Origin of the sequence: Mannheimia haemolytica (assembly GCA_900638155.1) — a bacterium.
Lineage (GTDB): Bacteria > Pseudomonadota > Gammaproteobacteria > Enterobacterales > Pasteurellaceae > Mannheimia > Mannheimia glucosida.
On record LR134495.1, the window covers coordinates 1424547 to 1439743 of the forward strand.

The window sequence follows — 15197 nt, forward strand, 5'->3', positions numbered from 1 at the left end:
CTTTTAATTTGGAAATATTATGTCTAGAACGATCATTCTTATCCCTATTTCAACTGGTGTTGGTTTAACCAGTGTTAGCTTAGGTTTAGTGCATGCTTTGGAGCAAAAAGGTTCTAAAGTAGGATTTTTAAAACCGATTTCTCAACCTATCAGCGGTGAAGATACGTTAGACCGCTCAACAACAATTATCAGAGCAGAACAAACAACAGAGGTTGGTGAGCCGTTTATGTTAAGCGAAGCTGAAACATTAATCGGTCAAAACCAAACGGATGTATTGTTAGAAAAAGTGGTGGAACGCCACCAAAAATTATCAAAAAATAATGAAATTGTCATTGTTGAAGGTTTAATTCCAACGCGTAAAAACTCATACGCTAACAGCATTAACTATGAAATGGCTCAAGCCCTTGATGCTGAAATTGTATTAGTTGCAGCACCGGCCTCAGATACACCAGCTCAATTAAAAGAGCGAGTTGAAGCTGCCGCTTCACAATTTGGTGGACGTAACAACCCAAATTTACTGGGCGTTATTATCAATAAATTCAATGCACCAGTAGATGATTCAGGTAGAACCCGTCCAGATTTGACTGAAATTTTTGATTCATTTCAGCACTCAAATAATAATGTTTCAGAAGTCGAGCATCTTTTTGCTAAAAGTCCAATTAAGCTGTTAGGCTGTATTAGCTGGAAAGCAGAACTTATTGCTACACGAGCAATTGACGTTGCAAAACATTTAGGCGCTTCAATTATTAATGAAGGCGAAATAAAGGCTCGTCGGATTCGTGGTGTGACATTCTGTGCGCGTAACTTACCAAATATGGTCGATCATTTTAAAGCCGGTAGTTTATTAGTTACCTCTGCGGATCGTCCTGAAGTGTTAGTTGCTGCATCATTGGCGGTAATGAATGGCATCGAAATTGGTGCTATTTTACTAACCGGTGGTTATAAAATTGATAGCTCAATTGCAAAACTTTGCCAACAAGCATTTGAAACCGGTGTGCCTGTATTCCGTATTGAAGGTAACACTTGGCAAACCGCATTAAGCCTACAAAGCTTCAGCTTAGAAGTGCCTGTAGATGATAAAGAGCGTATTGCTGCAATTAAAGAATATATGGCAAGCAAATTTAATGTAGGTTTCATTGATGAGGTTTCTAAAGCCGCTACTCGTGCAAGACGTTTATCACCTGCAGCATTCCGTTACCAATTAACCGAATATGCCCGTCAAGCGAAAAAACGCATTGTTTTACCTGAAGGAGATGAGCCTCGTACTGTGAAAGCGGCTGCATTATGTGCTGAGCGTGGCATTGCAGAATGCGTGTTATTAGCTAATCCAACAGACGTACAACGTGTTGCTGAAGCACAAGGCGTGGTATTAGGTAAAGGCGTAACGATTATTGACCCTGCGAGCATTCGTGAAAATTATGTTGATCGCTTAGTTGAATTGCGTAAAGCAAAAGGAATGACTGAAGTTGTTGCTCGTGAGCAACTTTTAGATACAGTTGTATTAGGTACAATGATGCTTGAAGCTAATGAAGTGGACGGTTTAGTCTCAGGCGCAGTTCACACAACCGCTAACACTATTCGCCCACCAATGCAGATCATTAAAACTGCAGCGGGAAGCTCTATTGTATCTTCTATCTTCTTTATGCTACTACCTGATCAAGTATTGGTATACGGTGACTGTGCGGTAAACCCTGACCCAACTGCAGAACAGCTAGCGGAAATTGCTATTCAATCAGCAGAATCTGCCAAAGCCTTTGGTATCGACCCTCGTGTTGCAATGATCTCCTACTCTACCGGTACATCAGGTTCAGGTGCGGATGTAGAAAAAGTGAAAGAAGCAACTCGTATTGCCCAAGAAAAACGTCCAGATTTAATCATTGATGGCCCATTACAATATGATGCGGCAATTATGGAAGATGTTGCCCGCTCAAAAGCACCAAATTCACCTGTAGCAGGTAAAGCAACTGTATTTGTCTTCCCGGATTTAAATACTGGTAATACCACCTATAAAGCGGTACAACGTTCGGCAGATTTAGTCTCTATCGGCCCAATGTTACAAGGTATGCGTAAACCTGTAAATGACTTGTCCCGTGGGGCTTTAGTTGACGATATCGTTTATACTATTGCATTAACTGCGATTCAAGCAACGCAATAACTCCCTCCCAAAATGAAACCAAATGCCCTTAAAACTAAGGGCATTTTTATTTTTTACCTACCCGACTTTTCAATTTAATCATATAATCAAGATTAGTGTTAAAAAGGAGAATTTATGGAAAAAATTGAACGCTTATTTGCCAATAACCACGCCTGGGCAACTAAGATGAAAGATGAACAATCGGATTATTTTAAAGAATTAGCGGAACATCAAAAGCCAACCTATTTATGGATTGGCTGTTCCGATAGTCGTGTGCCTGCTGAAAAACTCACAGGGTTAGGCCCCGGAGAATTATTTGTTCATCGAAATGTAGCAAATATGGTGATTCACACTGATCTTAATTGTCTGTCGGTTGTTCAATATGCGGTAGATGTATTAGAAATTGAGCATATTATTATCTGTGGTCACACTAATTGTGGTGGTATCAATGCGGCAATTGCACAAAAAGAACTTGGTTTAATTAATAACTGGTTGTTACATATTCGTGATATCTGGTTTAAACACAGCCATTTACTAGGCAAACTTCCCTATGAAGAGCGATCAAATGTCTTGACCCGATTAAATGTTGCAGAACAAGTTTATAATTTAGGTCAGTCCTCTATTATTAAAACCGCTTGGGAACAGGGTAAATCCCTCTCGCTACACGGTTGGGTATACGATGTTACAGATGGTTTCTTGATTGACCAAGGTGTTATGGCTACTAGCCGAGAAACATTAGAAATTACCTATCGTAATGCAATAGCTAAAATAACAACCGAAGCAAACGAAAAAATAGTTTTAAACGATGAAAATTAGCCATTGTAAGCGGTTAAATTTATCGATTTTTTTACAATCTTTTATAAAAAACCATTGTTTGATGGTTTTTTATTTTCCTGATTCCTGTTATCGTCAAAAAAGTTTTAAATTTCAGCAAAAGTGTAAAATATAGATTTAAAAATCAAAAACATACAAATATATAGATTTATTTTTATAAAATCCCAACTTTTTAAGATAAAAAAGAATATAAATCTAGCAAATCTAGAATTTGATCCCTTAATAAGAACTAGACATCAATAAAATTTTACTGCAAAATCCAACCATCTTAGAGAAGAAAATACTATTTTGTTGGAGGATTCAATGAAAAAACTTTCTGGTGCAGAAATGATTGTACAGTCCTTAAAGGATGAAGGCGTAGAGTACGTTTTCGGCTATCCGGGTGGCTCTGTACTCGATATTTATGATGCAATTCATACACTTGGGTTGAATCACGTTTTAGTTCGACACGAGCAAGGTGCTGTACATATGGCTGATGGCTATGCCCGTTCAACAGGTAAAGTCGGCTGTGTGCTAGTGACTTCAGGTCCGGGAGCAACGAATACAATCACTGGTATTTTAACCGCTTATACCGACTCTGTTCCGTTGGTAATACTGTCGGGTCAAGTTCCATCAAGTTTAATTGGAACAGATGCATTCCAAGAAAGTGATATGATCGGTATTTCTCGTCCGGTTGTAAAACACAGTTTCTTGGTAAAAAGTACAGAAGAAATTCCTTCGATCATTAAGAAAGCTTTCTATATTGCCTCAACCGGTCGACCAGGTCCGGTAGTTATTGATATTCCTAAAGATGTAGTCAATCCATTAAATAAATATCCCTATGAATATCCGCAAGAAGTATCAATGCGTTCTTATAACCCAACGGTTCAAGGGCATAAAGGGCAAATTAAAAAAGCATTAAAAGCACTATTAGTGGCAAAACGCCCAGTACTTTATGTAGGCGGTGGTGTAATTAGTGCAGAGTGTTCCCCAGAAATTACAGAGTTTGCACAAAAGCTAAATCTACCTGTAACCTGTTCCTTAATGGGACTAGGTGCCTACCCTGCCTCTGATAAGCAATACTTAGGTATGTTAGGAATGCACGGCACTTTTGAGGCAAATAATGCAATGCACGAAAGTGATTTGATTTTAGGTATTGGGGTACGTTTTGATGATCGTACAACAAATAACTTAGCAAAATATTGCCCGAATGCAAAAGTGATCCACGTGGATATTGATCCAGCCTCAATTTCCAAAACAGTACAAGCTTATATTCCAATTGTAGGCAGTGCTAAGAATGTAATGGAAGAATTTTTATCTTTATTAGGTGAGGAAAATCTTGCAAAAAATCAGGTAGATTTAACCGCTTGGTGGCAACAAATTGATGCTTGGAAAGCTCGTAATTGCTTAGCCTTTGAAGAAAACAGTGATGTGATTAAGCCACAACAAGTGATTAGAATGATCCATAAATTGACCAATGGGGAAGCCTATGTTGCCTCAGATGTTGGACAACATCAAATGTTTGCTGCCTTGCATTATGGGTTCGATAAACCACGTCGTTGGATTAATTCAGGCGGTGCAGGCACAATGGGCTTTGGCTTGCCTGCTGCGATGGGGATAAAATTTGCCCACCCTAATGCCACTGTTGTTTGTGTAACCGGTGATGGTAGTATCCAAATGAATATCCAGGAACTTTCCACCGCAAAGCAATACGACACACCGATTGTGATTGTCAGCTTAAATAACCGTTTCTTAGGTATGGTGAAACAGTGGCAAGATATTATTTACTCTGGCCGCCATTCACAGGTGTATATGAATTCTCTACCTAACTTTGCTAAATTAGCAGAGGCTTATGGCCACGTTGGGATTCAAATCGACCACCCTTCTGAATTGGAGGCAAAATTAACTGAGGCATTCTCAATTAAAGATAAGCTTGTATTTGTTGATGTATTGGTCGATGAAACGGAACATGTTTACCCAATGCAAGTGCGTGGAGGAGCAATGAATGAAATGATGTTAAGTAAAACGGAGAGAACAGATGCGTAGAACATTAGCCGTATTATTAGAAAATGAATCAGGTGCATTATCTCGTGTAGTTGCCCTTTTCTCGCAACGTGGTTTTAACATTGAAAGCTTGACCGTTGCCCCTACTGATGATCCAAGCCTTTCCCGTATGACAATTGTCGCGCAAGGCGAAGAACAGGTGTTAGAACAAATCGAAAAGCAACTACACAAACTCATTGATGTGTTTAAAGTGAGTAACTTAAGTGCTTATGAACACGTTGAGCGTGAAGTGTTATTGGTAAAAGTGCGAGCTACAGGTTCATCTCGTGATGAACTGAAGCGTATGGTAGATATTTACCGTGGGCAAATTGTAGATTTAACACCGAAACTTTATACTATTCAATTATCCGGCTCTACTGAGAAACTCAATGCGTTTATTGAGGCAGTGAAAGAAGAAACGACAATTGTAGAGATTGTTCGCTCCGGCGTGATTAGCCTATCTCGTGGTGATAAGAACGCTCTGTAAGCGGTCAATTTTAGCTTAAAATTTGCAAATCCCTTTATCTTAAAGATAAAGGGATTTTTTATGTAACGTGAATTTGTTGCTAATTACTCTGTTTAGTTTCAGCGTGAGTAATATAAATGGTCGCAGCGATAATAATCGCTGCCCCTAGCCATAATTTACCCGGTGGCACCCAGTTAAATACCAACCAACCGGCTAATACATTCAGCGGTAATTTAATAAAATCAAACGGCTGAATGTAGGAAGCATCTGCTACACTGTAGGCTTTGGCTACCGCCAGTTGTGCTAAAGCCGTAAAGAAACCAAGTAAGATTAAAAAGCCGAAATCACTCCAAGAAGGTAAACTAAAGCCACTAGGACTAAGGTTTGTGAGCGCAATCAACAAATTAAAAGGCGTAATTAAAATAAACAGGTAAGCAACCATCGTAGTCGGGCTATCGTAGCGAGAGAGTTTTTTCACCATCAGCGAATAACCTGCCCAGAAAAAAGCCGCAGCAATCGGCAGTAACGCAATCATTTCAAAATGGTCACTCCAAGGCTCTAGAATAATCATTGCCCCAACAAACCCCATTGCGGTTGCAATCCAACGCTTTTTATCCACTTTCTCTTTCAAAAACAGACCGGAGCCGATAGTCACAAACAATGGCGAAGTCATCAATAACGCTATGCCCTGCCAAATAGGTAATTGGTTAGCGAGTGCCATTGTCCAACATTGAATACCAATAGCAGATAGAAAAATCCGAAAACAGTGTTGCCCAAAATGCTCGGTTTTTAATGAAGAGAAGAAACCGATATTATTCATACTGGGAACGAGGAAAATAAAGGCAGCTAAATATTGCACCAATGCAATCACGCTCGAGTCAATCGGTGAAATGGACGTTAATTTGGGAATTAAGGTATTGATACAGGCAAATAACACACCGGCAGTAATAATTGCCACAGCCCCTTTGATGGGTTGATGTTTTTTCATAGTTCTCCTTTTATAGTTCTCTTGGTAACAAGCGGTCAAAAACATTGAACATTTTACCAAAGCGGTAAAATTAATACTTTAGAACGACGTTGATAATTGTAATTTTCCCGTTTATAGCGAGGTAAATCTTGGGCATCTGTCAGCCTAAATCCTCGCTCTTGGAACCATTGTGTGGTTCTTGTAGTCAGCACAAAGAGTTTTTCCATTCCCAGTTGCACTGCCCGTTTTTGAATATTCTCCAATAGAATATCCCCTCTTGAGGAATCACGATAATCCGGGTGAACCGCCACACACGCCATTTCCGCCATTTTTTCTTCCGGATATAGGTTGAGTGCCGCACAAGCAATCACCACACCATCACGCTCAATAATAGTGTAGTTGGTGATTTCCATTTCTAATTGTTCACGAGAGCGTTTTACCAAAATGCCCTGCTGTTCAAGCGGTCGAATTAAATCCAATAAACCCGGAATATCGCTGGAGTTCGCAATACGCACTTGCTCCGAGCTTTCCATTGAGAACTGCGTACCGATACCATCACGAGAGAACAACTCTTGAAGCAACGAGCCATCTTCTTTATAGCTTAATAAATGTGAGCGTTTTACGCCTTCTCGGCATACCGTGATCGCTGCTTGTAAAAATCGAGCTTTCGGGGTGTGATATTCGCCTTGCTCGATTAACTGCTGCAATAAAATTTCGCCATCTTGTGGCAGATAATCAGGAATTGGCTTGCCGTTTTCATCTAAAATCCCCTGCTCTTCACAAAAACCGATTAATTTATCGGCACGAAGTTTAATCGCTACTTGGGTCGCAATATCTTCAAACGGCAGATTAAACATTTCACCGGTTACAGAAGGAGCAATCGGGCCAAGTAATACAATCGAATTTTGTGCCAGTTGTTGTTTAATGCTCTCAATATTAATGCGGCGGATTTTACCGCTTAGGGCGTAATCTACCCCATCAACCACACCGATGGGTTGGGCTAAAATCATATTACCACTGACCACATTAATTACTTCAGAATGGGGTAAACGCAAGGAAAGGCGGGCAAATAAATCATAATGCACTTTTCCTACCGCTTGTTTTACATATTCTAGCGACTGTGGGTTAGTTACACGAATATTGTGGTAATACTCAGGTTCAATATTATTTTGAGCCAGTAATTGATTAATCTGCGGTCTTGCTCCAAATATAATCACCAATTTGATATTTAGGCTGTGCAGTAAGCTGATGTCATTGATAATATTGACAAAATTCGGGCTTTCTATCACATCGCCGTCAAGCATAATCACAAAGGTTTTGCCTCTGTGCATATTGACATAGGGCGTAGATTGCCTAAACCATTGGGCTAATGCGAGTTCTGTGTTTTGCATATATTTCCTCTTTATAATATAAACGCATATTATCTTTTTTAGAAAAATCCGCAAGCCTTAAATTGAATAATTAAGCATTAAATTTGCATAAATAACAAAGCCCTGAAATAATATCAGGGCTTTATGATTAGGCTTCAACTTTGGTTAAGTCTTTAACTTCAGTTTCAACCGTCACTTTTTTCACTGCTTCAATACCTTTCTGGCAGCTTTGCTTGGTTTTGTATGCTTCGCCCGTTGCGACCACTTCGTGATTGCCGGCTTTTAAACGCCAACGGTATTCGCCTTTAGCATCTTGATAAATTTCAAAGTACATATTTAACTCCTTCATATTTTGCCCCAAACACTTGTTTGGCGGAGCTAGCTTAAGGTAAATCAGGGAAAATATCAAAGCAAGCGGTCATTTCTTTACAAAACATTGCAAATTTACGCAGTTAGCATTATCTGCTCAATATCTGTAATCTCTTTCGGACAACCGCTGGTTAAGTTTTTGTTGCCATATTCGGTAATCAAAAGGTTATCTTCAATACGAATCCCAATGCCTTTATATTGCTCCGGCACATCGGCATCTTGAGGAATATAGATACCGGGTTCGACTGTTAGCACCATACCAATCTGCAGAGGGCGATCCCGCTCCGTGCCATAATCTCCCACATCGTGAACATCTAGCCCTAGCCAATGCCCTAAACCGTGCATATAAAATTGGCGATAGGCTTTTTGCTCAATGAGGGTTTCCATATCACCGGTTAGAATGCCTAAACGAACCAAGCCCTGCGTGAGAATCTGCACAGCCTTATCGTTTGCCGCTTTAATCGAGCTGTTTGGAACGAGCAGCTTGATCGCCTCTTTTTGCATAGTTAAGGTTAATTCATATAGCTCTCTTTGCGGTTCAGAGAATTTGCCATTGATGGGGAAGGTTCGGGTAATATCGCCGGCATAATACGCAAACTCCGCCCCTGCATCAATCAGCAATAAATCGCCGTCTTTAAGCACCTGATCATTTTCATTGTAGTGAAGAATACAGCCATTCTCACCGCCAGCAACAATCGAATTATACGCCGGAAATCTTGCCCCAAAGCGGCTAAATTCGTGTTGAATTTCCCCCTCAATTTCCCATTCATAACGATTTGGGCGAGCTTGTTTCATTGCTCGGATATGTGCTAGCGAAGAAATATGGCACGCCTGTTGAATCAAGGCAATTTCCAGCTCCGATTTAATCAACCGCATTTCCGATAACATTGGTTGCCAATCAATCAAGGTTGTCGGCACTTTTTGGCGATTCGCTTTTATTTTTTCAAATGTTGCAAACAGAATCTTATCGCCCCACTGTTGTAGCCCTAACGCACAATAACAAGCGGTCAGATTTTCTAATTTTTTTGCAAGAACAGTTTCCATGTCATCAATATCAAAAGCTGCGTTAAATTGTAACGTTTTTGGAGCTTCCTCAACCCCTAAACGTCTGCCATTCCAGGTTTCCATTAAAGGGTCTTTTTTACGCACAAAAATAATACTTTCTGTTTTACTTTCGCTTTTCAGCAGTAATACCGCTGATTTAGGCTCTGCAAAACCGGTTAAATACCAAAAGTAGCTATCCGGCCTAAATAGATATTCAGAGTCACTATTACGGCGTTTTTCCGATTCGGTAAAAACTAATAAGGCTGAATTATCTTGCATTTGCTCAAACACACGTTCACGGCGTGCAGTAAATTCTTCTTGTGGCATTTTAGCCAAATAAGCGAGATCCATTATTTCTCCTTTTTTATATTGAAACCAAGCATATTTTAGCACAAATGCCGCATAAATTCAGCTCAGTCAAAATAGACAAAAGATTATATTTGAGATCTTGATTGCAAAAACAAAACCAATTAAGATTAAATATAACCCACACCACACACAAAAGACCATTTTTAACCTAAAATACAAAAATTATTAAAAACAAAGCTCAGATTTAAAATATGGACAAAGCAAAACTTTCAACTGAATTACAAAATCAGATAAATCAACTGAACCAACTACGCAAACAGGCTCTTAAGCAAGAACAAGACGAGCAGAAATTGTTTGAAAAAAACAAAATTGAGGATTTGCCACATTTTGGCAAGCAGCTTAATACTCAGCGGAAGTTGTTAGGCATAGAATTAACCACACTTGAAATGCAAACCGGTATTTCAAGCTCTACCCTAAAACGCTTGTTTAAAGACCCAAGCCAAGTTAAATTTCAGACAATTTGCATTGTGGCAGAAACGCTTGGCTTTAATTTATGTGCAATTAATACCCACAAACAAGAGTAAGCGTGACAATGTATTGATTTCGAGTGTTTTGGAGAGATAAAAAAAATCGGGCTTAAAAGCCCGATTTACCAGAGAAAAGTTATAAATCCAATAAAGAAAGGAGTTCGTTATCTTTACGATCGACATAATGGTCGGATTGAATTTTACGAATGGTTCTAGACTTGCCACGAATAAGCAAGGTTTCAGTACTGGCAATATTGCCTCTACGTTTAATCCCTTTTAACAATTCACCTGAGGTAATGCCCGTTGCAACAAAGACGATATTGTCATCACGCACTAAATCTTCTAACTTCAACACGCTATTCACCGGCACATTCATTTCATTACAACGTGAAAGCTCTTTTTCTGCCGCTGTTAAATTTTCAGGGCTATTGCCTTTAACTTGGTTGCGAGGAATTAAACGTGCATTCATATCGCCACCCAATGCACGAACCGCAGCCCCTGCCACTACCCCTTCAGGTGCACCGCCAATGCCATAAAGCAGATCTAATTCACTCTCCGGTAAACAACATTGCACCGCAGCCGCAACATCGCCATCAGGAATTGCAATTACTCTTACCCCTAATTTTTGGACATCAGCGATAATTTTTTCGTGGCGGGGCTTGGCAAGAATGGCAATCGTTAATTGGGAAAGCAACTTGCCCTTTTTCGAGGCGACACGGCGAAGATTTTGCTCAAGCGGAAGATTTAAATCAATCATTCCTTTACATTCCTGCCCTACCACCAATTTTTCCATATACATATCAGGGGCTTTTAAGAAGGTTTCTTTACCGCCTGCTGCTAATACGGACAACGCATTTGCCTGCCCCATTGCAGTCATACGAGTGCCATCAATTGGGTCAACCGCAATGCTGATTTCCTCATCTTCTAAGCGAGATAAACCAATTTTCTCGCCAATATAAAGCATCGGTGCTTCATCAATCTCGCCTTCACCGATCACAATTTCACCACGGATTTCCATTTGGTTCAGCATAAAACGCATGGCTTTCACCGCCGCGTCATCAGCGGCATTTTTATCGCCACGACCAAGCCAAGAGTAAGCTGCAAGAGCCGCAGCTTCCGTAACACGAGAAAATTCAAAAGAAAGAGTTCGTTTCATTTTTGTTCCTTAGTTTCTTGAAAGAAAAACTTTAAAAGAAGAGAGAACATATTTTATCAGCAACTGACAAGCTACGTTACTAAAAAATCGACATTTGAATAAAAATTCATAAATCACCAAACTTTTTTATAAAAATAAGGTCAGATTTAAGGTATAATCTTTGCAAGTTTTTATATTATTTTAGAGGGAATTTACTATGTCAGTATCGGTGTTAGACCAATTAGAAGAAAAAATTAAACAAGCTGTTGAAACTATTCAATTACTTCAATTAGAAGTTGAAGAATTAAAAGGCAAAAACGATACAGCAAAACAAGAAAACGACACATTGCGTAATGAATATGAGCAATTAAAAGTGGAACAGCAAAATTTCCAAGATCGTTTACGTTCACTTTTAGGTCAAATCGACAACGTTTAATTCTATTTTCAACACAAACGGCTAAATTTTTAGCCGTTTTTTATTTATTCACGATATGGCAAAACTCTATTTTTACTACTCTTCAATGAATGCAGGGAAATCCACGACTCTGCTCCAATCATCTTACAATTACCAAGAACGTGGAATGAACACTTTAGTTTATACCGCTGCTATTGATGACCGTTTTGGTGTGGGCAAAGTCAGCTCACGCATTGGTATTTCACAAGAGGCACAACTATTTACCTCAGACACTAATTTATTTGCAGAAATTAGTGCATTACACACAAGAAAAGCGTTACACTGTATCTTAATTGACGAAGCTCAATTTTTAACAAAGACACAGGTTTATCAATTAAGCGATGTGGTCGATAAACTAAAAATTCCGGTGCTTTGTTACGGGCTACGCACCGATTTCCAAGCTGAATTATTTGAAGGCAGCAAATATCTGTTAGCTTGGGCAGATGAGTTGGAAGAACTCAAGACCATCTGCGATTGTGGCAAAAAAGCCCATTTTGTCGTTCGATTAAATGAAAAAGGCGAGGCTATTAAAGATGGCGAACAAATTCAAATCGGCGGTAACGATAAATACCTCTCTGTCTGCCGTTATCATTACAAACAAAAGTTAGGTAAGCTATAAGCTATGAAGAGCAAGCGGTTGAATTTTCGGGAATTTTTGCAAATTTTCCGCAAAATTTAACCGCTTGTTTGTGTTATTTACCTTTCTGTTATCTTCCTGCAAACCGAATTTGCTCGCTCATCTGCCTCATCACACTGGAAGTTTCGGCAAAAAATTGTTGATAAGAAGGGCAAAGGTAGTTGTGGTTTTCGCCGCTTGCTTGGGGGACAATACGGTGTTTTGGACAGCCGCCGTGGCAGAGAATGCGGAATTTGCAGTTTAGGCAGGCTTGCGGGAGTTTTGCCTGTTTATTCCGACCGAATTGGCGTTGGGCAGGTGATGAAACAATGTCCTCCAGCGGTTGTTGGTTCAGGTTGCCTAGGTGGTAGTCGGGATAGACGAAATGGTCGCAACTGTACACGTCGCCACAGGCTTCCACCACCAGCGAGCTGCCACAGGTCGGGCGGAATACACAGTTGTTGGAGGGATAGCCTAGCCACTGCCCGAGCAGGTTATCAAACTCGATCACAAAAATCTGCCCACGGTCAGGCAACCATTCGTGAAAGACATCGACTAAAAATTGCCCGTAGCCTTGGGGCGGGACGGAAAAGGATTGTAATTTCCCCTTGTGGCTTTCCACCACCGGAATAAACTGCATATAACGGCTGCCGAGGGCTTTGAGGGCTTGGTAGGTTTCTCTGCCACGTTGCCAATTGCGGTCGTTCACCACCGTGAGGGTGTTAAATTCCACGCCAACCTCTTTCAATAAATCGACCGCACTTTTCACCCGTTCAAACGTCGGTTTACCGTTGGTAGAAATGCGGTAGCGGTCGTGAATGTCGCTCAATCCGTCAATGGATAAGCCCACCAGAAAATGATGCTCTTTGAGAAAGCTCGCCCACTGGCGGTTTAGAGCAATGCCGTTGGTTTGGATTGCATTGGTGATCTGCTTGCCGTTTGCAAATTTTTGCTGATATTTGACCGCTTGTTTGTAGAAATCTAAGCCCAGCAAGGTCGGCTCGCCCCCCTGCCACACAAAATCCACCCGTTGGCTTTGGTTGGCTTCGATGTAATGGCGAATGTAGTTTTGCAGCGTTTCATCGTTCATAAACTGCGATTTTTCCGGCGGAATGGTCTGTTCCTTGCTCAGATAAAAACAGTACTCACACTGAATATTACAGTGAAAGCTACTGGGTTTTGCCATTAAGTGGAAGTAGGTGGTGGTCATAGATGTCTAAATTACATTAAAAAAGTTCCCCTCTTTAGCAAAGAGGGGTTAGGGGAGATTTGGCAGCAGTAATTAACGAAGTGAGAGAATGAATAATACCTTGAAAAAAATCTCTGTTTTCTTTCTTATTTCAATGACTTTCTTCGCCTATCTCTTCTGCCAAATCTCCCCCTGCCCCTCTTTGCTAAAGAGGGGAGCTTATTTATCAGGTAATCATCATTTTACTGATTTATCAACTAAATCTCATCAATAATCCGATACACCCAATTTTCCAGTGGGTCGTTGAGGCGTTTCATTTCCTGTCGCATTTCTTCCAACATCTCTTTTTTCACGGCTCGGTATGCTTCGTCATAAAAGAGGTTGTGCATCTCTTCGGGGTCTTTTCTGACATCGTAGAGTTCGCAGCGGTCGGTGGCGTTGAAGACCAATTTGTAATCCTTACGCCGCCACATACGCTGTTCAAAATAGACAAAATGCCCTGCCAGTTGGCACAACAAGCCTTTGCGGTCGTTGTTTTGGCTTTGTCTCGTTATCGGCAGAATGCTCTCGCCTTGGAAAGCGGTCGGGATCGGTTGATTTGCCACATCATACACGGTGGAGGTGAGATCGTGCAAATACACGAGGTTATCGTCCACTTCGTTCACCCTTGTGGAGTGCGGATCTTTGATAATCAGCGGAATGTTGTAGGTGGTTTCAAACATAAACTCGCCTTTTTCGATCATCTTATGCGCACCCATCGCATCACCGTGGTCGGCAGTGGCAACGAGGAAGGTGTTTTCATAGAGGTTGTTCTCTTCCAAGAAACGGAACAGCTCGCCAATGGCATCATCAATCAGCGTGATGTAGCCCCAGAATTTAGAAATCACCTCTTTCCAGCGTTCTTCACTCGCCTCCCACATTCCCCACATTTGTGAAATGGTGCGGAAGTGGTTCGGTTTGCCCTCAAGCGGCTTGAAGAAACTCTCGTCCAGCACCACTTGGCTTGGGTCATACATTGAATAATACGGCTCCGGCACCACGCACGGGGTGTGTGGGCCCCAGAAGTTGATCCACGCAAAGAACGGTTTTTTCTCATCAAGGGAGGCTTGAATGTATTTTTTCGCCTCGTCAATGATAAACCACTCTATCGTCTGCTCACTGGTGCCGGAAAGCAAGCCACAGAGTTCCTGTACACGCAGGTGCGGATTGTCGCCAAAATAGGCTCGGCTGACTTCGGGTGCATCATAGCCTTTTTCCGCCAACCATTCACGGTAGCGGTTGGAGTGCGTTGGCGGCTGATTGAACACGAGGTTTTTATACACTTGGCTCCCCGGATAGCCATAGCCGTCAAAGTTATGACCGGCAATGCCATAATCTTCGGGAACGGATTTTGTGCCAACGTGCCATTTGCCGATCACAAAGGAGTTATAGCCCTCCACGCCGGCAATGTTGGGGTTTTGTTGTGGAATTTCGCCTGTGCCGCCTTTTTCACCGTTTTTGATAATCCCGTGGCTGGATGGCATTAAGCCGGTAAACAGCGAGGTGCGAGCCGGCCCACAGACCGAAGCCGGCGTGAAGGCATTGTTAAACCGAATGCCGTCTTTCGCCAAGCGATCCAAATTCGGGGTTTTCACCACCTGATGCCCGTAAGTACCGAGCATATCTTTACGCACTTGATCTAACAAAATATAGATGATGTTATTCATAAATGACCTCTTTGTTAGAAATGGGTAGGGTGGACGTTAGTCCACGCTGATGATG

14 protein-coding genes are annotated in these 15197 nt (G+C 41.2%); 7 read left to right on the forward strand and 7 right to left on the reverse strand.

Going from position 1 to position 15197, the window contains the following annotated elements:
* The first annotated feature begins 19 nt into the window (after window positions 1-19).
* The 4 genes from pta (at window position 20) to ilvN (ending at window position 5477) form a co-directional block, all read left to right on the forward strand.
* Window positions 20-2155 carry a phosphate acetyltransferase gene (gene pta, locus EL242_RS06965; RefSeq protein WP_126302052.1) on the forward strand — a complete coding sequence of 712 codons (2136 nt, stop codon included), beginning with the start codon at window positions 20-22 and terminating at the stop codon, window positions 2153-2155.
* Window positions 2156-2269: 114 nt separating this feature from the next.
* Window positions 2270-2950, forward strand: a complete 681-nt coding sequence (can, locus tag EL242_RS06970) for a carbonate dehydratase (protein WP_006250068.1) — start codon at window positions 2270-2272, stop codon at window positions 2948-2950.
* A 321-nt stretch (window positions 2951-3271) separates the two neighbouring features.
* Window positions 3272-4993 carry an acetolactate synthase 3 large subunit gene (locus EL242_RS06975; RefSeq protein ID WP_126302053.1) on the forward strand — a complete coding sequence of 574 codons (1722 nt, stop codon included), beginning with the start codon at window positions 3272-3274 and terminating at the stop codon, window positions 4991-4993.
* Window positions 4986-5477: an acetolactate synthase small subunit gene (gene ilvN / locus EL242_RS06980; protein WP_006250071.1), complete on the forward strand. Its 492-nt coding sequence runs from the start codon at window positions 4986-4988 to the stop codon at window positions 5475-5477. Before EL242_RS06975 ends, ilvN begins: the two co-directional genes overlap by 8 nt.
* Window positions 5478-5556: 79 nt before the next feature.
* Here ilvN and EL242_RS06985 read toward each other — a convergent pair whose 3' ends face one another.
* From EL242_RS06985 to pepP, 4 genes are all read right to left on the reverse strand, one after another.
* Window positions 5557-6444, reverse strand: a complete 888-nt coding sequence (locus EL242_RS06985) for a DMT family transporter (RefSeq protein WP_021279859.1) — start codon at window positions 6442-6444, stop codon at window positions 5557-5559.
* Between the two features lie 53 nt (window positions 6445-6497).
* Window positions 6498-7814 carry an amino-acid N-acetyltransferase gene (gene argA / locus EL242_RS06990; protein ID WP_126302054.1) on the reverse strand — a complete coding sequence of 439 codons (1317 nt, stop codon included), beginning with the start codon at window positions 7812-7814 and terminating at the stop codon, window positions 6498-6500.
* Between the two features lie 127 nt (window positions 7815-7941).
* Window positions 7942-8127, reverse strand: a complete 186-nt coding sequence (locus EL242_RS06995) for a YegP family protein (RefSeq protein WP_126302055.1) — start codon at window positions 8125-8127, stop codon at window positions 7942-7944.
* Between the two features lie 110 nt (window positions 8128-8237).
* Window positions 8238-9557: a Xaa-Pro aminopeptidase gene (gene pepP, locus EL242_RS07000; RefSeq protein WP_126302056.1), complete on the reverse strand. Its 1320-nt coding sequence runs from the start codon at window positions 9555-9557 to the stop codon at window positions 8238-8240.
* A 209-nt stretch (window positions 9558-9766) separates the two neighbouring features.
* Here pepP and EL242_RS07005 point away from each other — a divergent pair, with 209 nt between their 5' ends.
* Window positions 9767-10099 carry a transcriptional regulator gene (locus EL242_RS07005; RefSeq protein ID WP_126302057.1) on the forward strand — a complete coding sequence of 111 codons (333 nt, stop codon included), beginning with the start codon at window positions 9767-9769 and terminating at the stop codon, window positions 10097-10099.
* Window positions 10100-10178: 79 nt separating this feature from the next.
* Here EL242_RS07005 and glpX read toward each other — a convergent pair whose 3' ends face one another.
* Window positions 10179-11198, reverse strand: coding sequence for a class II fructose-bisphosphatase (gene glpX, locus EL242_RS07010; RefSeq protein ID WP_126302058.1), 1020 nt, complete (start codon window positions 11196-11198; stop codon window positions 10179-10181).
* A gap of 196 nt (window positions 11199-11394) precedes the next feature.
* On the opposite strand from glpX, the gene zapB reads away from it, so the two are divergent.
* The gene (gene zapB / locus EL242_RS07015) at window positions 11395-11613 is read left to right on the forward strand and encodes a cell division protein ZapB (protein WP_126302059.1); all 219 of its coding nucleotides are present in this window, start codon (window positions 11395-11397) and stop codon (window positions 11611-11613) included.
* A gap of 55 nt (window positions 11614-11668) precedes the next feature.
* The gene (locus EL242_RS07020; RefSeq protein WP_126302060.1) at window positions 11669-12250 is read left to right on the forward strand and encodes a thymidine kinase; all 582 of its coding nucleotides are present in this window, start codon (window positions 11669-11671) and stop codon (window positions 12248-12250) included.
* A gap of 88 nt (window positions 12251-12338) precedes the next feature.
* Here EL242_RS07020 and EL242_RS07025 read toward each other — a convergent pair whose 3' ends face one another.
* Window positions 12339-13457 carry an anaerobic sulfatase maturase gene (locus EL242_RS07025; RefSeq protein WP_126302061.1) on the reverse strand — a complete coding sequence of 373 codons (1119 nt, stop codon included), beginning with the start codon at window positions 13455-13457 and terminating at the stop codon, window positions 12339-12341.
* A gap of 236 nt (window positions 13458-13693) precedes the next feature.
* Entirely contained in the window at window positions 13694-15142 is a 1449-nt protein-coding gene (locus tag EL242_RS07030) for a sulfatase-like hydrolase/transferase (RefSeq protein ID WP_126302062.1), read from the reverse strand.
* Between the last annotated feature and the right edge of the window lie 55 nt (window positions 15143-15197).